Below are 18299 nucleotides of genomic sequence, written 5' to 3'. Positions count from 1 at the left end.
AATAGAATGGCGCGCTACATTAGCTACATAGTAGTGAAGATAATACCCAAAGGCATAATAAAGAATAAGCCACCGATATAAGCTGCGCCGTACATTTTCCGCTCTGCCGCTATCACTGATAATTGATAAGACAAATTGAGCGGAATATTGCGCAATAAAGGCAGCCCGTAAATAAGCGTAACGCCCAGAACGTTATAAATCAGGTGCACAAGCGCTATTTGTAGTGCAAATCCACTATTAACCCCCACTACACCCAACGCTGCGATAAGCGCAGTGATACATGTGCCTATATTTGCGCCCAATGTGAACGGATAGATATCCTTAGCTTTTAAAAATAAGCGAAGCAAAAAGCCACGTAAAGCGGCTTAATTAGAGTATGGGAAACACCTATGTTAAGAAAGCTATTTTTGTCCTCTTTTGCGTTCACTCTATCTTTTTCTGTATGGGCGAACGACGCGTTCTTTGAAGGCGCATCAGCGCTCGACAAGGGCGATATACAATCTGCAATCACGCTTTTTAAGCAGGCTGCTAGTGAAGGGCATGATATTGCGCCTTATACGCTCGGTGTGTTGTATGAAAAAGGTGAGGGCGTTAAACAAGATTTTTATCAGGCAAAAATCTGGTATTCAAAAGCTGTCGATAAAGGACACAGAGGTGCCAGGGCGAGATTGCCGATCATAGAATCAAAAATCGCTGCCCTTGAAGAAGGCAATTAGTGTCCATGCGCATTCCTGTTCAGCAAGGAATGCGTTTTGATATCTTTAGGTCTTCATTTTTTATGGAATCGAATGACTTTTCTGTCTAACTCCTCCTTCATTCTTTCTGCTTGCAGTGCGTTGTAGTAACGGTTAAGCAGGTTATCATTCACCATTTTCAATGTTCTGCTATAACATGACACCTCTACTTCCTTAGGGTTGTTCGGGTCAAACTCTTTAACTTGGTTCGAGCCTTCCATGCTGTCTACCATGATGTCGTTTATGTATTTATGGATCTCGTCTATGAAAGACGCGATATCAACACCTGCACTCTTTAATTCCTGATTTACTTTGCTAATAGCCAACGACAACACAGCGAATTCTAAATGGTACGCCCCCGTACTCATAAATATGTCAAATTTAGAATTATGTTTTATTTGACGCTTTGTATCTAATTCTCTCATATAGATTTGAAGTAATGCTTCTTCTGCGTTCATGTATGCATCTATCCTTTCTGTTAAACGATGATTGCATTTTGCATGCTTTCTGAAGCCTGCCGCGTCATTAAGAGCCCTTTTTTCTGCCGTTAATTCATTTTGCTGTGTTCTCAGTGAAAAACATTTGCCTTAAAAATATGGGTATACGGATTTAATGGTTGATGGGGCACCTTCACCCCATCAACCATTAAATCCGTATACCCAAATAAATTTGATATGCATGTCGTCCCGTCCGGGTTTGCTAAAGTGGGCAGCTGGTCTCGACACGACCAATATCCTCATCATATCAACCGCATCAAAAAGATCAATTGTTAGTATTGTCTGAGTAGAACCCTCAAAACCTTCAAAAATTCGGCATCTAGCTGACCACCGAACCTGCCAATCCCAAGGCATTCTTCACTTCTCAATTCAAACAACGAGGAGTGACTATGGAACCTGTGAGTATTCCATCCTATATCGATGACCCGCCGCACTTCCTGCTTTGGAGTGCCGATGAGATGGCTCCCATTCTGTTGGGGCTAGTGATCGGCATTTTTACCGGTAATGCCTTGGTTTTATGCCTGTTGGGGTTGGTGACAACCAAGCTCTATCGGCGTTTTCGTGATGGTCGCCCAGATGGTTTTATTCTTCACGCCATCTACTGGGCCGGACTGTTGCCAACCAAAGCCAAGACGATCCCTAACCCATTTATCAGGAGCTATCTGCCGTGAAGTTCGACGTGTTTTTAAAATCATGGCAAGGCACGCAATTAGAGAACCGATGGCAACGGTTTCTGATTGCAGTGCTGGTGCTATCTAACTTGCTGCTTGCGGTTGCGGCATTTTCTCGCAATACCGTAGTGGCCATTCAACCACCAACCTTGTCTGAAACGGCTGAAGTGTCACGAAACCAAGCCACTCAACCTTACCTGGAGTCCTGGGGGCTCTACCTGGCTGAGCTTATGGGCAACGTGACGCCGGGTAATGTGTCCTTTATCCGGGTTGCTATAGAACCACTGCTTTCTCCAGCGGTGTACCAGCAAGTGGTCGATGCACTGGAAATTCAGGCAAGGCAAATCCGAGAAGACCGAGTCACGCTCAAATTCCAACCCAGACAGGTGGAGTATGAGTATGAAACCGGCCATGTCTTTGTGACCGGTTATTCCTTGGTCTCTGGACCATCTGGAGATGAACAGCGCCAAACTCGCACCTATGAGTTTGACATCGATATTGAGCAATACCGTCCAAAGCTCAGTTGGATGGATACGTATGAGGGGCAAGCTAGAACGAAGCGCGTTCGTGAAAAGTTGACCCAAGAGCAAAACCGGAGGGTGAATGATGCGAACCAAAATTAATCGATGGATAACACCAAACTTAATCGCAATGAGCTTGAGTGGCGTCCTGTTATCTCAAGCGTCGTATGCAGACGTGGAATTGCCGATTGTGCCAGCTAGTGTGATGAAGCAGCCCGCTACAGCAAATTCGCCGGTTCAAACCAATACGGTTTCAACGGATGTGCCAACAACGTTACTGATGACACCGGGGGTTAATGAACTGATCCCTGTAGCACTTGGTCATCTGAATTGGATTGTGACGCCGTTTGAATCGCCTCAGGTGAGAACAACCAGTGATGCTCAGACGCAAATCAAGGGGAATGTTGTATATGTGGCCACGGACAAAGAATCACCGGTTTCACTTTACATCACACCGCCTGGTCAGGAAGCGCCCGCATTATCAGTCACCTTAGTACCTCGTCGTATTCCACCGCGTGAAATCACCTTAGCGATTGATGGTCAGCAGTGGCCCATTAAGGGCGTCGTGAACCGAAAAGCCGCCACTTGGGAAACGGCTCAGCCATACGTCGATAGCTTACGTGATTTACTCAGACGCCTTGCACTAAATGAGTTACAACAAGGCTATGACATCCGTTTAGCTGGCCAAACTGACACAAGCCCGAAATGTTTTCAGCCGGGCTTAAAGTTTGGTTTTAAGCAGGGGCAAATTGTGACAGGCCATTATTTCACCGTCTATGTAGGACTGGTTGAAAGCTTTGCCGATGGGCCGATAGAAGCCAGTGAAATAGCCTGTCATGCACCAGATATAGTGGCAAGCGCCTACTGGCCTCGCAATATCTTGTTGCCGGGTGAAAAGACTGAGTTGTATGTGGTTGTTCGCAATCATCGTGAAGAAGCGGTGGAAAGTCAGCGACCTTCGCTTCTTGTGGGAGGTGAATAACGATGAAAGCACAATGGGAACAAATGAGCCCGAACATGAAGCGGGGCCTATCGGTTGCTGGTATTGCTGGTGGTCTCATCCTTATGGTGATGGTGTTTTCACCTAATCCTGACGATGACTCAAGTAGTCGGAACCGACAGGAAACGATCCGGCACATTCTTACGGATACCAATACTCGTGATGTTGGGGTCGATAGTTTGGCTGCGAACGTAAAACTACTCAGTGAGCGCAATGAACAGTTACGTCGTGAAGTTGAGCGCTTGCGTCGTGACGTCGATTCAGGACGGCTAAGCCCAGGTTCGCCTTCTATACCAAGTGAAGTCAATGCGGAGCTGGCCCGCCTTAGAGCGGAACTTGATGATGTTCGCGCTGGAGGTGATGCAGCAGTTGAAGGCACAAATAGCCGCTTTGAAGTACCTTTATCTGCCATGGAATTGCCTGAAGAAGAAAAGCCATTGCCGTCTAACCCAGACGACTATTTTGCCAATGCGCCACTTCCTGATCCGCTCTATCAGCAGCCAGCCAATGGCCAAGGTACACGAGCTCGGGATGTTCCATTGCCGCCAATCACGATTCGTATGATTGAGCCTGAAGTGGTTGCTGAACCAGAGGTTGTTGTGCAAGAAGCGCCGCCTTTGTATTTACCGGCGGGCAGCATCATCTCAGGTACTTTGATCACAGGTTTGGATGCACCTACTCACGAGTCCGCAAGACGCGAACCTTTTCCTGCATTGCTGAGGATTCAAAAGGAAGCCATTTTACCCAACCGATTTAGAGCGGATATCAAAGAGTGTTTCTTGATCGCCGCAGGTTACGGTGATTTGAGCTCTGAGCGTGCTTATTTGCGAGGCGAGACCATTTCATGTGTGAGAGAAGACGGTGGCGTCATTGAAACACGACTGGATTCTTATGCTGTAGGTGAAGACGGCAAAGCCGGCATTCGTGGCCGATTGGTGTCGAAACAAGGCCAGCTGGTGGCCAAGTCGATGATGGCCGGATTCCTTCAGGGCTTGGCTGGCGCATTTGATGTAAATCCTGTTCCGACGATTCAGACGGGTAATGCCGGTGATACTCAGCTGTACCAGCAAGTCATGAGCCAAGAAGCATTACAAGGCGCTGCGATTAAAGGCACAGGTAAAGCATTGGATAGAGTGGCCAAGTTCTATTTGGACATGGCTGAAAATATGTTCCCAGTCATAGAGGTAGACGCTGCAAGGAAAATTGAAGTCATAGTCACTCGTGGTGCCTCGTTGTCGTTGGCCACTTCTCAAGGGGGTGGTGCAAGAAGATGAAAAAATCCTGCATGTTGCTAACCGATCGAAGTCCGTTTCAGACAATAAGATGTGTATCCAGAGGAGAGTTAACCATGACGACATCAATGCAGAACAACCCAAAGCACCAGTCAAAACAGTGGTCTAAAGCTGGATTACTTTTATTGGCAGTCGGCTCAACCTTATTGTCTGGCTGTAGTTCATTGGGTCTTGGGAGTAGTGAATATGGATGCCCAGGTATGCCTGACGGTGTGCGCTGTTTATCTGCTCGTGAAGTCTATGAGCTTACCAGTTATGGCGCTGCACCCAAGACGATTGATGCTGTGGCGACTCGAATTGGTTCTCCCTCTGGGTATTCACAATCTGATTTAGAGACAGGACTGCTGAGCCATCCAGCATTACCCGAGACGCAGCAATCTGCACCTATTCGCATTCCTTCAAGGGTAATGCGGATTTGGATTGCGCCTTGGGAGGATGACCGTGGAGATCTGAATTTATCCAGCTACGTGTTTACCGAAATTGAACCGCGCCGGTGGGATATTGGGGTGTCAGCACCTCGAACGGTTTCGCCAGTGCTACGTCCACTTCAGACTCAAAGCGATTCAGCCTCAGCGGGAGCTGATGGTAAGCGCGATAACTTGAGTATCTACGGAGAAACTAACGAATGACAAATGCAGTTCGCAGCATTCAGACTCAGCGCCTAATGACCATTGGTGCGCTTGGTTTAATGGCGTTAATGATTTCGGAGCCCTCATTTGCAGGCACCGGTGGTGATGCTTTCACCGATGTGTGGGATACCCTAAAAGATTGGACCCAAGGTACTTTGGGACGGATCGTAGCGGGAGCCATGGTTCTGGTGGGTATTGTGGGCGGTATCGCTCGCCAAAGCTTGATGGCCTTTGCCTTGGGCATTGGTGGCGGTATGGGTCTCTACAACACACCAACAGTCGTTGAAAGTGTCATGTCTGCAACTTTACCTGTTGTTGCTAGCACTCAAGAAGTCATTGGCACAACAATTCCAGCAATCAGCGCCGTTTTACTGGGCACCTTATAACAATAAAAAACGCCCAAGCGGCCAGATTTCTGACGGCTTGGGCGTCATCCCACCCCGTCCCCGATTACCATGACGGCGTTTCAGTTAATAGGTTTCCCATTCACTTAGCTTGATTACAAGCAGCGGCCATGAATACCGAAAAGAATGCTAGCGCCGCCACTGCAAAAGGCAGTTAGCGGGGCTTTTCTTGAGGGAGCACATTCAAACAGGCTACTAGCCTGATATTTTGAGATTTAGGCGCTCGTTTCTTTTGAGTTAGAGTTACACACTACCAAACAGCTGGATGAATATCAGGAATGATGGCGCTTCATTTGTTGTGTTCATGAGGTTAAAAATAATACGCTTGACCTTCCCATCATGGTAAGCCCTAGACTGTTTAATATCTGAACCAACAATGAGAAATACATCATGAGCATTCATAAAAACCAGCTCTCCAGCAATGCTGAAGCCCGGGTTAGCTTACCTATTGAGGGTATGACCTGTGCAAGTTGTGTAGGACGAGTTGAAGCAGCTTTAAACAAAGTTGAAGGCGTCGTAAACGCAAGTGTCAATCTTGCGACTGAGCTGGCGGATATTCATCTTAAAGCTCCTGTTGATCGACTGAAGTTAATCGAAGCAATTGAAAAGGTAGGATATGAAGTTCCTGTAACATCCGTTGAACTTTCAGTGCAAGGTATGACATGTGCTTCGTGTGTTGGCCGTGTTGAAAAGGCACTCTTAGCGGTTGATGGTGTAAAGGCGGCAACGGTTAACCTTGCAACTGAGAGGGCAACTATTCGCGGAGTGGCTGGCATAGACGATCTCATATCTGCTATTCAAAAAGTTGGCTATGAAGCCCGTGTCATCGATACCCAAAATCAGGTCAGTAATGAGTCTGAAGTAAGAAAGGACGCAGAGAAGGCTTTATTAAAGAAAGATTTAGTTATTGCAACAGCACTGGCTCTGCCGGTATTTGTTCTCGAAATGGGATCTCACATGATTCCAAGAATGCAACACTGGGTGATGAATACCATTGGGATCCAGGAAAGCTGGTACGTCCAGTTTGTATTGACATTGTTAGTCTTAGTGGTTCCAGGTCGTCGATTCTACATGAAAGGCATTCCTGCTCTTACGCGGCTTGCTCCTGACATGAATTCACTGGTCTCTGTCGGGACTATTGCTGCTTTTGGTTATTCTGTGGTTGCTACGTTTGTACCATACCTTTTGCCTGAGGGTACCGTTAATGTGTACTACGAAGCTGCTGCAGTGATTGTCGCTCTCATTCTTTTGGGACGATTTATGGAGGCGAGAGCTAAGGGGAGAACGTCTGAGGCTATCAAACGCTTAGTAGGCTTGCAGGCTAAGGAGGCGCACGTGCTCCGTAATGGCGTAATGAATGATATTCCTGTCAAAGACGTTGTGCTTGGAGACATTATCGAAGTTCGCCCGGGAGAAAGGATTCCGGTCGATGGAGAGGTAAGTGAAGGTACCAGTTTTATAGATGAATCGATGATAACTGGTGAGCCTATACCAGTGGAAAAAATCGTTGGCAGTGGAGTTGTCGGAGGGACTGTGAACCAGAAAGGAGCACTGAGGTTGCGTGCTACTGCGGTTGGTGGTCAGACAATGCTGTCACAAATCATACGGATGGTAGAACAGGCCCAGGGGTCAAAGTTACCTATACAAGCTGTTGTGGACAGAGTGACATTGTGGTTTGTTCCAGCTGTGATGTTGGCAGCACTTTTTACATTCCTGATTTGGTTAGTATTTGGTCCATCACCAGCCCTGTCTTTCGCATTGGTTAATGCTGTGGCAGTGCTAATCATTGCATGTCCATGTGCAATGGGACTCGCGACACCGACATCTATCATGGTTGGTACAGGTCGTGGTGCAGAAATGGGAATTTTATTCCGCAAGGGAGAAGCCCTACAGTTACTCAAAGATGCCAAAGTTGTTGCTGTAGACAAAACCGGAACTCTGACTGAAGGTCGTCCAGTCATGACAGATCTGGAACTAGCTCAGGGTTTTGAACGTAATGAGGTATTAGCAAAAGTTGCCGCAGTTGAATCACGTTCTGAGCACCCTATTGCTCGCGCTATTGTTGAGTCGGCAGAAGGAGACGGCATTTTACTGCCAGAGCTTACTGAGTTTGATTCAATCACTGGTATGGGAGTACGAGCGACTGTTGAAGGGAGCCTTGTAGAAGTAGGCGCTGATCGATTTATGCGTGAGTTAGCATTGGAGGTAACGTATTTTTCCCGGATTTCTGAACGCCTCGGGAATGAGGGGAAATCACCTCTCTATGTTGCTATAGATGGTCGGTTGGCTGCAATTATTGCTGTAGCTGACCCTATTAAATCAAGTACTCCAGTAGCTATAAAGGCATTACATCAGCTTGGTCTCAAGGTCGCCATGATTACCGGTGACAATGCGAATACAGCTCAGGCTATTGCTAAACAATTAGATATTGATGAAGTGGTTGCGGAAGTGTTACCTGAAGGCAAAGTTGAAGCGGTGCGTCGACTGCAAGAAAATTACGGTAAAGTTGCTTTTGTCGGCGATGGGATAAACGATGCCCCGGCACTTGCAGTTGCAGATATTGGACTTGCAATTGGTACAGGAACAGATATAGCCGTGGAGTCAGCTGATGTTGTCTTAATGTCAGGAAACTTGCAGGGAGTTCCTAATGCTATTGGATTGTCTAAGGCAACAATCGGTAACATCAGACAAAATCTCTTTTGGGCATTTGCTTACAATGCAGCATTGATTCCAGTGGCTGCAGGACTGCTATACCCAGCTTATGGAATACTGCTCTCTCCAATTTTTGCAGCAGGGGCGATGGCGCTATCAAGCGTGTTCGTTCTGGGAAACTCATTGCGTCTGCGTCGGTTCCAGCCTCCTTTGGTTGAGGACGCTGAGCATTAACGCTGAGCATTAACAAGGTGGGCTTATGAATATCGGAGAAGCATCGCGTAAATCAGGAATATCCACCAAGATGATTCGTTATTACGAGCAAATTGGATTAATCCCTGCCTCCGAGCGTACGGAGTCAGGTTATCGTAAGTATGCTCTCAATGATGTTCATAGATTGGTTTTTATTCGTAGTGCCCGAGATCTCGGGTTCTCTCTGGAAGATATAGAAGGCTTGCTTACGTTATGGAATGACAAATCTCGCCAGAGCATTGATGTTAAACGCCTGGCTCAGGAGAGCATTGCTGACTTAGAACGACGTATGGAAAGTATACGTCAAATGACTGAGAAACTACGAGTTTTAATCCGGAGTTGTGCTGGGGATGAGCGGTCAGAATGTCCTATTCTTAGGACATTAACCAATGCTTCGGGCAAAGCCCGCACCGTAAACCGAGGAGGAGCGGTACAGCGCCGCTCTGGAGATAAGCTGAGCGGCAAAATGTAGTACTTTAAATTGGCCCATAATGGTGTAAGACTACGCAGTTTTAACACCATCACATTTTTTTCATTTTAAACAAGCGCGTGGCATCACTAATGCCCCCCTAAATGGTTGGTTGGTGCGGTTAAGGAAAGATCGCTATCACTTTCATCAGCTGTCAATTTTTGGACTATGCAACATTTATCTATGCTGCGGTCAGCGCTACAAAAAGCATTCAGCTCCTTACGTTGCTCTTCTAACGCTACTAATTCTTTGATTCGATGCTGAATGTGAATTAGGTGGGCGTTGATGATTGCATCTATCGGGCCACATTCTTTACCCTGATTATTGATTGCTAACAGCAAAGCGCGAATTTCCTCATGGGTCATATCGAGAGAACGGCAGCGGCGGATGAATAGTAGTTTTTCAAGACGGGTTTTGTCGTAGTGACGATAATTATTTCCTATGTCTCGTAAAGGTGCCTGCAGTGGACCTTCTTTCTAGTAGTAACGAATCGTTTCTACCGGACAGCCTGCTTTACGCGCCAACTCACCAATTTTCATATATCCCTCGTTTGAACTTGACTCTGTAGTTAGATTAGGGTCTTCAGTAGTCAGTATAGTAAACATATTGGGCAAGTGGTCCCGCAAAAAAGTAAAACTCTAGTAGGAAGGAAGCTGCTAGTTGTATTTAAAAATTAAGCTTGGTTGTGGGAGGCAAGATTCAGAAATCAGGCGAATTGAACAAGGCGAATGGTCATTTGTATGTTCATAATGATTGCAACCATTCGCATGTTGAAAAAGACCTAAATCATGATAAGCCTACTTACAAAGGTTGTGGCCATGACCATGACCAGAAATCGCATGATCAAGATGATCATGGCCTTAGTGGAGACTGTTGCGCGGCTGCGCCTACAAAGATTAAATAATCTGGGGGGGGCGAACTGAAATCCGCATTATGCAAATGGATTGTCCTGTAGAGGAAAAACTGATTAAAAAGAAATAAGGGGATGTATATGGCAGTTATGGGCCTTAATTCTAGACAGTGGCCAGAAGCTGCGATGATTATGGTGCTCTTTACTATTGCTGAACTCATTGAAGCAAAATCACTCGATAGAGCTCGAAATGCAATCGGATCTCTAATGGAATTTGACTCTCAAAACTGCAATGGTCCAACTATCAGTATGAACGATGACACCTTGAGGCTGCCCTCGCCAGAACAGCGCCATGGTCAGCACATCGCATATGATGATGATTTGGTTAAAGCAATGGTTCAATGGGTAGATAATTTTTTGAACACTAGATGATCAGTGGAGTCAGATGAATTAAGTCGGCATTTATTTTTGAACTTTAAGAATTATTTATTATTAAACCATGTGGGAAATCTAAACGATCAAGATTTTAATATCATACAAAAAATCTATCGACTTCTCTTGACCTTCCGGTTAGGGGAAGGTTTAACCTGAAGTTAGGTGGGGGCTGGTGAGATTTTTGGGAACAGGTTAATGGTTACTTGGTTCAATGGATTAGGAAATTTCCTTCAATAAATGTTACCCGAAACTATGTTACTTAAAGCTAACTACAGTATTAGTAAAAATCATTTGGGAGGTGAAGATGAACATTGGTGATGCAGCCCGCTTATCGGGAGTTTCGGCGAAAATGATTCGTTACTATGAGGAGGTTGGGCTAATACCATCAGTCTCCAGAACAGAGGCTGGTTATCGGATCTACAAAGATGCCGATGTTTATAAGTTACATTTTATACGTCGATGTCGAGATCTCGGTTTTTCTCTGTCACAGGCAGGAGAGTTACTTTCTCTTTGGGGAAATCATTCGCGTCAGAGTGCAGATGTTAAAAGTATAGTTGAATCTCATATTAATGATTTAACCTTAAAAATTGAAGAATTTCAACGTATGGCATCAATTCTTACCACACTCTCTGCTTGCTGCGCGGGAAATGAAAAACCCGACTGCCCAATACTGAAGGCTCTCTACCTCGCGGATACTTCCCATCTGCAGGACATAGAAAGCTGCCCTTAAACTTTCGACTCCCTTCAATGTTATTAGGTGATCGCCATGGGTGGGAATACGCAGTTTAGCTCGAAAGCTAGACCTTTGTCGTCAGGATGAGGTCGCATGCGGCCTGATTTTTAATTTATTAAAATTCATATGATTAAAGTCAACTTTATTTAATCAGTGCTAACAAGTAAGTTTGTGAGTGATTGGAAGCTGCTGTGGTCAAAAGTCGAAAAGAAAAAAGTACCGAAGCGAACTCCAAGTGTTTATTGGGTTTGTATAAGTCTCGGAAAATTAGTGGGTTGGTTTGATTCAAAAAGGACGGGACGAGTCGGCAGGGAGCGGTTATGGGAAGGATAGTTTTACCACAAACCATCCTTGAAGGTTACCTGTTAGCCAAGTCTCTTGATCAATGAGATGTGATCAAGAGACAGGCACCTTGGTCAGGGCGCACTCGATTCGGACGATGCAGCTCGTGCAGGTCATGCCCTCGATGGGCAGGCTGATCGCTGCTACGGTGGCACGACCAGCACTTGTTAATGGCATGCTCAAGGTGTCTTCTCAAAATTGAAATTAGACATACAGGGTACTTGAGGGTTACTATGTTGTAAGGTTAAGCCCTATTTTGAGCGCTGCTGGTTTGGACGATTTCGCTGCGCATAGACGCGGCGCGCCTTGGCTCGCAGGCTGTCTCCTGATCTTTGTCGGCGAGTGCGATCAAATTATCGCAGCCTCGTTAATTCTGAACGGCATGAGTAGCTGTTCGAGAGTTGGAATTTTTGAGAAATGACTTTACGCAAACAAGTTAACGCGCCCCGCGGTGCAAGCGACGATCTGGCTTCTTTGTCACAGAATGACGTTACGATCCTGGCCGAGACCTTCCGCCTACTGGGCGACCCGTCTCGGTTGAGAATAATGCTGTGCTGCATGAAGGGTTCCTCCTCGGTTGGGGACATCGCGGAATCCCTCGAGCTTTCGCAGTCGCTGGTCAGTCACCACCTGCGGCTGCTGCGTGGAGCCCGCCTTGTGAAGGGGGTGCGCCAGGCCAAGCAAATTTTCTATGAGGTGGACGACAAGCATGTGAACCAAGTGCTGCTGGACATGTCCACTCACATCGTCGAAGAGCACAACGACGATTAGCCGCGGGCGAAGCGCTCGTTGCGATGCGGATTGCGATCTATTACAAGCTGGGGCCGTATGACCGCCCGCGGCTACACTCAATGAGATGAATGCGGGTCCAATTCTGATCAATCAGAAGTTCAGCGCGCTTATCGACCGCAAGTGAGGCCTTATTGAATGCCATCGCGATGACCGCCTCAGCCACAAGTTCGCTGATCTGCGGGCCGACTACATGTACGCCGAGGATTTCGTCTGTCGTAGGATTTGCGATCACCTTGACGAGACCCGCTGTCTCGCTCAATGCACGCGCGCGACCGTTAGCCATGAACGGAAATGTACAGCTCCGATATGCAGCGCTCGCGTATTTGAGCTGCTGCTCGGTGCGACCTACCCAGGCGATTTCCGGGCTGGTGTAGATGACGTTGGGGATCGTGTTGAAATCGACATGACCGCGATGGCCTGCAATGCGCTCGACCACAGCGACACCTTCTTCCTCTGCCATGTGCGCTAGTATCAGGCCGCGCACCACATCGCCGATGGCCCAGATACTGAGCACGCTGGTGCGCCATTCGCCGTTCACCACGACGGGCGCCCATCCAGTTCAAGGCCGAAGGCGGCCCGAGTCATAAACGCCAGACCGTTTAAGAACTGCACCTTGTTTTTTCGGAACAGATAGAGTTTACCTTCGTTGCTCGACTTCACGACCTGATTCTTGCGCTCCAGCATCACAGCCACGTCCATGCGTAGCTCGCCCGTGGACATGATGCCGAGCGCGCCGAGGTGGTGCTTGGCTTGGTCGAAGTTTTTGGACGACTGCAGCAGCGCCTTTGACGGGATGCACCCGATGTTGTTGCATGTACCGTCTTGGGCTGGCTTGCCTTCCTTGGTTTTCCAGGCATCGACGCAGGTGACATTCATGCCTAACTACTCGGCGCGAATCGCTGCGATGTCGCCACCAGGCCCGGCGCCAATGACGATGACGTCGAAGTTCGTGTCCATGATTGAAATCTCCTAGATGTTTTCAGGCGCTTTCCTGCGTGGTGCTCGCGCTGCGATTTTGGCCAGCCAGCGCCCCGTTCGATCTGGCTTACGACCATCCGAACCTTCCGGCGGGTCATCCTCTATCTGCGTCAGCACTTGGATCTGGGCCAACATCATCACGACCTGATTGTGGACGACCTGCACAGGGCGTGGCCAAGAGGATAGGCGTACTAATTAGCCGCATCGCCGCCACTCATCTTTCGCAGTCCTTAGTATGATTTGCTAAAAATACATTGCATAAACATATGTTCATGTATTATATTTTACGTACAGTCAACCACCTAATTTCTGCGCGAGGCCCTGATGTCCCAATCGCACGATGAACATGGTCACGACCATGACCACACTCCAAAAGTGACCGGCGCTAACGAACGCAAGGTCTTGCTGTCCTTCTTCCTGATCTTCGGCTTCATGATCGTGGAGGCTGTCGGCGGCGTGCTGTCGGGCTCGCTGGCTCTTCTGGCCGATGCGGGCCACATGCTGACCGATGCAGCAGCGCTGGCTCTGGCATACGCGGCATTCCGGTTCGGGCGCCGACCAGCTGACAGCAAGCGCACCTTTGGCTACCTTCGGTTCGAGGTCATCGCCGGCTTCCTGAACGCTGTGACGCTCTTTGTGATCGTGGCATGGATCGCCTATGAAGCATGGGAGCGACTGCAAGCTCCGCCCGCCATCCTTGCCGGCCCGATGATGATCGTCGCCGTGCTTGGATTGTTGGTAAACGTTCTGGTGTTGTGGATCATGACCCGCGGAGAGACCGATCACGTCAACGTGAAGGGGGCCATCCTGCACGTGATGGGCGACCTGCTGGGCTCGGTCGGTGCCATCGTCGCTGCAGTGGTCATCTATCTCATTGGTTGGACGCCAATTGACCCCATCCTGTCGGTGCTGGTGGCAGCCCTGATCCTGCGCAGCGCCTGGAAGCTCCTGGCGAAATCGATCCACATTTTGCTCGAAGGTGCGCCCGAGGACGCTTCTCCGGAGCAGGTGGAACAAGGCCTGATGGGCGCGGTGCCTGGCTTGGCGGCCGTCAGTCATGTGCATGTATGGCAGCTTACCTCTGGTCGCACGATGGCCACGCTGCACGTTCGCCCTAGTGTGGCTGAGGAAGCGCGCACCGTGGTCAAGTGCGTAGAGGTGGTGCTTCGAGAGCAATTTGGCATCGAGCACGTGACGGTCGGGATCGAATGGAACTCTCCTGGTGAAAAGAACCTTTGCAGCTTGCAGCCGACAGGTGGGCCGCAAGGGCACACCCCACATGAGCATGACACTAGCCACAGCCATGAAAAGGGTCATAAGCACGACCATTCCGTCCCGGGTCATCAACACTGATGCTGCAGCCAGCGTAGTGCTGGCAGCTCAGGGACAAGAAATCCATGACTTCTCGAAAACACGCCAATGGCGACAATGCTCAGAATTGCGCCACCAATGCTCAGCGTTCGGCCCCAGAGTTCTTGGCGCTCTCTCATAGTGACGTCGCTGTTCTCGCTGAGACTTTTCTCCTGTTAGGAGATCAATCGCGCCTGAAGATCCTGCTGCAGTGCATGCGCGGATCAATCGCGGTGGGCGACATCGCAGAAACGCTCGATCTATCCCAATTCTTGGTCAGTCATCATCTGCGGCTCCTGCGTGGAGCTCGACTTGTGCGTGGATAACGTCAGGCGAAACATATCTTCTACGGCATCGCGGATGAGCACATCAGTCAAGTGTTTCAGGACATGGCCTGTCACTTCTCTGAGGAATGATTGCGAATTGCGTCGAACGCAAAGAAGCCTACTTTTTGCTGGGCATTTTCGCGATTGCGCAAGAGAGGTGCCAGCCCGTCAGCAACTGTAATGCGCCATCCCAGTCCTGAGTAAGCGCGACTTCGCCCATGCGTGATGTTTGGGTGACGGTTGTATGGATCTGACCGCACTCAATCCCCTGGGCCTCATCAGCCGACGCCAGCTTTCACTCCCTCCCATCGTGAGCGTAGAAATTAACCATGCTAACTCCATTAATTAAACAATTGAACATATCTTCATATGTGTGCTAAAATTCAATCTGCATTTTGAAAATGCGTCGAAACTGTAAGCACGTGCGCCGCACGCCAAAACCACAGACGATCGTAAACAGAAGGACAACAGCCTTCTTTTTTAATGATTAATATATGAATGTATGTTCATGTGTTTGTTGTATTTAAGCAGTATGTGCGGCGTGCGGCGAACCTAACTTGCAAAGTGTTCAGAGAACTTGGAGGTAGATATGACAAGGGAAATAACGGAGTACCAGGACAAGGCTAGGGAGCAGCTGAGCTTCCGTGTGGAGGGCATGGATTGCGCGAGCTGCGTCGGCAAAATCGAGAAGGCCCTTTCCCGAATGGATGGGCTGACGGACGTGCAAGTCAATTTTTCTAGCGAAACGCTGACGTTGACTCGCAATCTGAAAAGCCGCTTCACTGCTCGCGATGTAGCTAAGAAAATCAAAACTTTGGGGTTCGGTGTGGAAGAACTGCCAGTGTCGTCGCTCTCGATTGCGGCCGTATCGCGCCAATCGGTCCATGCACATGACCACAGCGAAGATCACAAGGATGGTCACGCTTGCGGCGGTGATCATGGGCACGGCCACACGCAAAAGACAAACGGCGGGCATGAACACGGCTCCTGCAGTGGACATGATCACACCTCACACGCTCGCCGCGAGCCCCCTGGTAACCCACCCAACGTTTCGATGCACGTGGAAGGCATGGACTGCGCGAGCTGCGTTGGCAAGATTGAAACGGCTCTTGCTCGCATGGCGGGCGTATCAGATGCCCGCATCAACTTCACGGCAGAAACGCTTGAGCTGACGCTCGCGTCTGGAAGTCCTACACATATTGGCGACATCGAGAAGACCATCAAAAGCCTGGGTTTCGGCGTCTCCGACGTGCGCCGCCTTGATGGATCCTCGCCTGCCGCGCCTGCCCGCGTGCCCTCAGCTATCACTCAACGCTGGTGGCAGACGAAGAAGGGTAAGCATGTGCAGGGCCTAGCAGCTCTCATGGGCTCGGCCTATGCAGTTGCTCAATTTATCCCCGGCTATGCCGAATGGATCTTCGCCGCTGCCGTGATCGCTGGCGTACTCCCGTTCGCGCGCAAAGCCTTCGCGCTGGCCATATCTGGCTCCCCGTTCTCCATCGAAACACTGATGGTTGTCGCCTCGCTGGGCGCGCTCGTGATTGGCGAGGCCGAGGAGGCCGCTGCTGTGGTGTTCCTGTTCGCGGTCGGCGAGCTGCTTGAAAGTGTGGCCGCTGGCCGCGCCCGCGCCGGCATTAAAGCGCTGGCTTCTCTGGTGCCTAAAACTGCTGTCTTGCTCGACGCCAATGGTGGGCAGCGCGAAGTGCCCGCTGCCTCCCTGAGCGTGAACGACCGGGTTTTGGTGCGCCCGGGTGATCGAGTGCCCGCTGACGGCAAGATCTTCCGCGGCGAAAGCAGTCTCGATGAATCTCCGATCACAGGGGAGTCCGTGCCGCGTCAAAAGGCCGGTGGCGATGACGTATTTGCCGGCTCGATCAACGTCGACGGTGTGCTTGAAGTTCTGGTTGAGAAGGCTGCATCGGACAACACCATCTCGCGCATCATCCAGCTCGTCGAGCAAGCTCAATCCTCCAAGGCGCCGACGGCACGCTTCATCGAAAAGTTCAGCCGTTACTACACCCCGGCCGTGATGGCCATCGCGGCGCTGATCGTCGTGGTTCCCCCGCTTACCATGGGTGGTGATTGGGGCACTTGGCTGTACCGTGGTCTTGCTTTGCTGCTAATCGCGTGCCCGTGCGCCTTGGTTTTGTCAACGCCGGCGGCCATTGCCTCGGGACTGGCTGTTGCTACTCGCCGAGGTTTGCTGATTAAAGGTGGCAACGCCTTGGAAACCATTGGTCGCGTTCGCACAGTCGCCTTCGATAAGACTGGCACGCTGACAGAGGGCAAGCCGCGCATCACTGAAGTCGTGCCTTTCGGGCAATCCAAGCAGCAACAGGTACTGGCGCTCGCCGCCGCCGTCGAGTCTGGATCGAATCACCCGTTGGCGAAGGCAATCGTTGCCCACGCCAAGAGCCTCGATGTGGAGGTTCCACAAGCCACCGAAGCATTCGCTATCCCGGGCAAGGCAGTTCGCGCTACCGTGAACGGCAGCAAGCTAGCCGTGGGATCGCCCGTCCATGCAGGGCAGATGGCCACGCTGACCCTCGCGCACCAGCAGGAAATCGCCAAGCTGGAAGATGGTGGCAAGACGGTGGTGGTTCTGTTCGACGAAGCAAGCAAGAATGTCATGGGCCTGTTGGCCTTGCGTGACGAACCTCGCCGTGACGCCCGCGAAGGCGTGGCCCAGCTCAAGGCGATGGGTGTGCGCTCGGTCATGCTCACCGGTGACAATCGGAGAACTGCGCAGGCCATCGCCGGCAAGCTGGATATCGAGTGGGAGAGTGAGTTGCTTCCGCAAGACAAGTTGCGCCTGGTCAACGACTTGAAGCGCGACGCGAAGGTGGCGATGGTCGGCGACGGCATCAACGACGCGCCGGCCTTGGCGACCGCCGATGTAGGGATCGCCATGGGCGGCGGCACCGACGTGGCCCTAGAGACCGCAGACGCTGCTCTGCTCAAGAGCCGCGTCACGGACGTTGCGCACCTGGTGGCGCTGTCCCGCGCGACGATGGCCAACATCCACCAGAACGTAGTGTTCGCCATTGGCCTCAAGGGCCTGTTCCTAGTCACCAGTGTGCTGGGTATCACTGGCCTTTGGGTTGCTGTGCTGGCCGACACCGGTGCCACCGCTTTGGTCACGCTCAATGCGCTGCGCCTACTCCGCTTTAAGGGTGCCCAAGAGCCAGCCGATGGCCAGAACGGAGGTCATCAAAGCTCTGTGTCCGTACAGGATGCCCATTGAGGTATTGCAGAGGGCTTGAACTGCCGTTGTTGCGGCGCCAAGCCCTTCCATATCTTCATCTGTAAATCGATCTCCGAAAACATCGATGTTAGGCGATAAAAGAATGCCTTTAGAACAACGAGTTTAAA

At 50.1% G+C, this 18299-nt stretch carries 19 protein-coding genes and 3 pseudogenes; 16 read left to right on the top strand and 6 right to left on the bottom strand.

Annotation, left to right across the window (positions count from 1 at the left end):
* Positions 1–23: 23 nt before the first annotated feature.
* Positions 24–332, bottom strand: a pseudogene (locus LHL20_RS11775) (Na/Pi cotransporter family protein); the annotation flags it as partial.
* Positions 333–389: 57 nt separating this feature from the next.
* Between LHL20_RS11775 and LHL20_RS11770 the strand changes: the two are divergent.
* Positions 390–716: a tetratricopeptide repeat protein gene (locus LHL20_RS11770; RefSeq protein ID WP_020744997.1), complete on the top strand. Its 327-nt coding sequence runs from the start codon at positions 390–392 to the stop codon at positions 714–716.
* A gap of 53 nt (positions 717–769) precedes the next feature.
* Here the strand turns inward: LHL20_RS11770 and LHL20_RS11765 are convergent, their stop codons facing one another.
* On the bottom strand, positions 770–1192 hold the full coding sequence (locus LHL20_RS11765; RefSeq protein ID WP_035234747.1) for a hypothetical protein: 423 nt from the start codon (positions 1190–1192) through the stop codon (positions 770–772).
* Between the two features lie 428 nt (positions 1193–1620).
* Between LHL20_RS11765 and traL the strand changes: the two genes are divergently transcribed.
* From traL to cueR (LHL20_RS11725), 8 genes are all read left to right on the top strand, one after another.
* On the top strand, positions 1621–1902 hold the full coding sequence (gene traL / locus LHL20_RS11760) for a type IV conjugative transfer system protein TraL (RefSeq protein ID WP_000433891.1): 282 nt from the start codon (positions 1621–1623) through the stop codon (positions 1900–1902).
* Positions 1899–2525: a TraE/TraK family type IV conjugative transfer system protein gene (locus LHL20_RS11755; RefSeq protein ID WP_000667170.1), complete on the top strand. Its 627-nt coding sequence runs from the start codon at positions 1899–1901 to the stop codon at positions 2523–2525. Before traL ends, LHL20_RS11755 begins: the two co-directional genes overlap by 4 nt.
* Complete coding sequence (locus tag LHL20_RS11750) at positions 2509–3405, top strand: TraK domain-containing protein (protein WP_226433457.1); 897 nt, start codon at positions 2509–2511, stop codon at positions 3403–3405. The genes LHL20_RS11755 and LHL20_RS11750 overlap by 17 nt, the downstream gene beginning before the upstream one ends.
* 2 nt (positions 3406–3407) lie before the next feature.
* Positions 3408–4697, top strand: a complete 1290-nt coding sequence (locus LHL20_RS11745; protein WP_020745001.1) for a TraB/VirB10 family protein — start codon at positions 3408–3410, stop codon at positions 4695–4697.
* A 74-nt stretch (positions 4698–4771) separates the two neighbouring features.
* Positions 4772–5344 (top strand): TraV family lipoprotein, encoded by a 573-nt coding sequence (locus LHL20_RS11740; protein WP_015066557.1) that lies wholly within the window; start codon positions 4772–4774, stop codon positions 5342–5344.
* On the top strand, positions 5341–5730 hold the full coding sequence (traA, locus tag LHL20_RS11735) for a TraA family conjugative transfer protein (protein WP_011788478.1): 390 nt from the start codon (positions 5341–5343) through the stop codon (positions 5728–5730). Before LHL20_RS11740 ends, traA begins: the two co-directional genes overlap by 4 nt.
* A gap of 408 nt (positions 5731–6138) precedes the next feature.
* The gene (locus LHL20_RS11730; protein WP_011788479.1) at positions 6139–8634 is read left to right on the top strand and encodes a heavy metal translocating P-type ATPase; all 2496 of its coding nucleotides are present in this window, start codon (positions 6139–6141) and stop codon (positions 8632–8634) included.
* A gap of 25 nt (positions 8635–8659) precedes the next feature.
* Positions 8660–9124 (top strand): Cu(I)-responsive transcriptional regulator, encoded by a 465-nt coding sequence (gene cueR, locus LHL20_RS11725; protein ID WP_226433438.1) that lies wholly within the window; start codon positions 8660–8662, stop codon positions 9122–9124.
* A gap of 86 nt (positions 9125–9210) precedes the next feature.
* Here the strand turns inward: cueR (LHL20_RS11725) and LHL20_RS11720 are convergent.
* A pseudogene (locus tag LHL20_RS11720) lies at positions 9211–9660 on the bottom strand (Cd(II)/Pb(II)-responsive transcriptional regulator).
* A gap of 452 nt (positions 9661–10112) precedes the next feature.
* On the opposite strand from LHL20_RS11720, the gene LHL20_RS11710 reads away from it, so the two are divergent.
* The 4 genes and pseudogenes from LHL20_RS11710 to LHL20_RS11695 all read left to right on the top strand — a co-directional run bounded on the left by LHL20_RS11710 (position 10113) and on the right by LHL20_RS11695 (position 12252).
* The gene (locus LHL20_RS11710) at positions 10113–10403 is read left to right on the top strand and encodes a hypothetical protein (RefSeq protein ID WP_226433437.1); all 291 of its coding nucleotides are present in this window, start codon (positions 10113–10115) and stop codon (positions 10401–10403) included.
* 307 nt (positions 10404–10710) lie between these two features.
* Positions 10711–11136 (top strand): Cu(I)-responsive transcriptional regulator, encoded by a 426-nt coding sequence (cueR, locus tag LHL20_RS11705; RefSeq protein WP_011788488.1) that lies wholly within the window; start codon positions 10711–10713, stop codon positions 11134–11136.
* A 183-nt stretch (positions 11137–11319) separates the two neighbouring features.
* A pseudogene (locus tag LHL20_RS11700) lies at positions 11320–11528 on the top strand (IS4 family transposase); the annotation flags it as partial.
* 370 nt (positions 11529–11898) lie between these two features.
* Positions 11899–12252: an ArsR/SmtB family transcription factor gene (locus LHL20_RS11695; protein ID WP_011788489.1), complete on the top strand. Its 354-nt coding sequence runs from the start codon at positions 11899–11901 to the stop codon at positions 12250–12252.
* A 40-nt stretch (positions 12253–12292) separates the two neighbouring features.
* On the opposite strand, the gene LHL20_RS11690 is transcribed toward LHL20_RS11695, so the two are convergent.
* Both LHL20_RS11690 and LHL20_RS11685 read right to left on the bottom strand, forming a co-directional pair.
* Positions 12293–12814, bottom strand: coding sequence for a hypothetical protein (locus tag LHL20_RS11690; RefSeq protein ID WP_226433436.1), 522 nt, complete (start codon positions 12812–12814; stop codon positions 12293–12295).
* Positions 12808–13149: a hypothetical protein gene (locus LHL20_RS11685; protein WP_226433435.1), complete on the bottom strand. Its 342-nt coding sequence runs from the start codon at positions 13147–13149 to the stop codon at positions 12808–12810. Before LHL20_RS11685 ends, LHL20_RS11690 begins: the two co-directional genes overlap by 7 nt.
* Positions 13150–13575: 426 nt before the next feature.
* On the opposite strand from LHL20_RS11685, the gene LHL20_RS11680 reads away from it, so the two are divergent.
* Together LHL20_RS11680 and LHL20_RS11675 are read left to right on the top strand one after the other, a co-directional pair.
* Positions 13576–14604, top strand: coding sequence for a cation diffusion facilitator family transporter (locus tag LHL20_RS11680; RefSeq protein ID WP_011788490.1), 1029 nt, complete (start codon positions 13576–13578; stop codon positions 14602–14604).
* Positions 14605–14648: 44 nt separating this feature from the next.
* Complete coding sequence (locus LHL20_RS11675; RefSeq protein ID WP_443983613.1) at positions 14649–14927, top strand: ArsR/SmtB family transcription factor; 279 nt, start codon at positions 14649–14651, stop codon at positions 14925–14927.
* Positions 14928–14998: 71 nt separating this feature from the next.
* On the opposite strand, the gene LHL20_RS11670 is transcribed toward LHL20_RS11675, so the two are convergent.
* Positions 14999–15187 carry a hypothetical protein gene (locus LHL20_RS11670; RefSeq protein ID WP_226433434.1) on the bottom strand — a complete coding sequence of 63 codons (189 nt, stop codon included), beginning with the start codon at positions 15185–15187 and terminating at the stop codon, positions 14999–15001.
* 329 nt (positions 15188–15516) lie between these two features.
* Here LHL20_RS11670 and LHL20_RS11665 point away from each other — a divergent pair, with 329 nt between their 5' ends.
* Positions 15517–18171 carry a heavy metal translocating P-type ATPase gene (locus LHL20_RS11665; protein ID WP_011788492.1) on the top strand — a complete coding sequence of 885 codons (2655 nt, stop codon included), beginning with the start codon at positions 15517–15519 and terminating at the stop codon, positions 18169–18171.
* Positions 18172–18299: the final 128 nt, after the last annotated feature.

The sequence above is a fragment of the Alteromonas sp. McT4-15 genome, from assembly GCF_020515205.1.
In the GTDB taxonomy this organism is placed as follows: Bacteria; Pseudomonadota; Gammaproteobacteria; order Enterobacterales; family Alteromonadaceae; genus Alteromonas.
Note: the sequence above shows the minus strand (reverse complement) of the source record. Positions and strands in the feature narration are given on the sequence as shown.

Bases quoted from the DNA above. Each gene is read 5' to 3' on its own strand.
- traL (WP_000433891.1), top strand. From the start codon at position 1,621: ATGGAACCTGTGAGTATTCCATCCTATATCGATGACCCGCCGCACTTC.
- LHL20_RS11770 (WP_020744997.1), top strand. From the start codon at position 390: ATGTTAAGAAAGCTATTTTTGTCCTCTTTTGCGTTCACTCTATCTTTT.
- LHL20_RS11730 (WP_011788479.1), top strand. From the start codon at position 6,139: ATGAGCATTCATAAAAACCAGCTCTCCAGCAATGCTGAAGCCCGGGTT.
- LHL20_RS11710 (WP_226433437.1), top strand. From the start codon at position 10,113: ATGGCAGTTATGGGCCTTAATTCTAGACAGTGGCCAGAAGCTGCGATG.
- LHL20_RS11680 (WP_011788490.1), top strand. From the start codon at position 13,576: ATGTCCCAATCGCACGATGAACATGGTCACGACCATGACCACACTCCA.
- LHL20_RS11765 (WP_035234747.1), bottom strand. From the start codon at position 1,192: ATGAACGCAGAAGAAGCATTACTTCAAATCTATATGAGAGAATTAGAT.
- LHL20_RS11675 (WP_443983613.1), top strand. From the start codon at position 14,649: ATGACTTCTCGAAAACACGCCAATGGCGACAATGCTCAGAATTGCGCC.
- LHL20_RS11745 (WP_020745001.1), top strand. From the start codon at position 3,408: ATGAAAGCACAATGGGAACAAATGAGCCCGAACATGAAGCGGGGCCTA.
- traA (WP_011788478.1), top strand. From the start codon at position 5,341: ATGACAAATGCAGTTCGCAGCATTCAGACTCAGCGCCTAATGACCATT.
- LHL20_RS11665 (WP_011788492.1), top strand. From the start codon at position 15,517: ATGACAAGGGAAATAACGGAGTACCAGGACAAGGCTAGGGAGCAGCTG.
- cueR (WP_011788488.1), top strand. From the start codon at position 10,711: ATGAACATTGGTGATGCAGCCCGCTTATCGGGAGTTTCGGCGAAAATG.
- LHL20_RS11695 (WP_011788489.1), top strand. From the start codon at position 11,899: ATGACTTTACGCAAACAAGTTAACGCGCCCCGCGGTGCAAGCGACGAT.
- LHL20_RS11750 (WP_226433457.1), top strand. From the start codon at position 2,509: ATGCGAACCAAAATTAATCGATGGATAACACCAAACTTAATCGCAATG.
- cueR (WP_226433438.1), top strand. From the start codon at position 8,660: ATGAATATCGGAGAAGCATCGCGTAAATCAGGAATATCCACCAAGATG.
- LHL20_RS11685 (WP_226433435.1), bottom strand. From the start codon at position 13,149: ATGAATGTCACCTGCGTCGATGCCTGGAAAACCAAGGAAGGCAAGCCA.
- LHL20_RS11740 (WP_015066557.1), top strand. From the start codon at position 4,772: ATGACGACATCAATGCAGAACAACCCAAAGCACCAGTCAAAACAGTGG.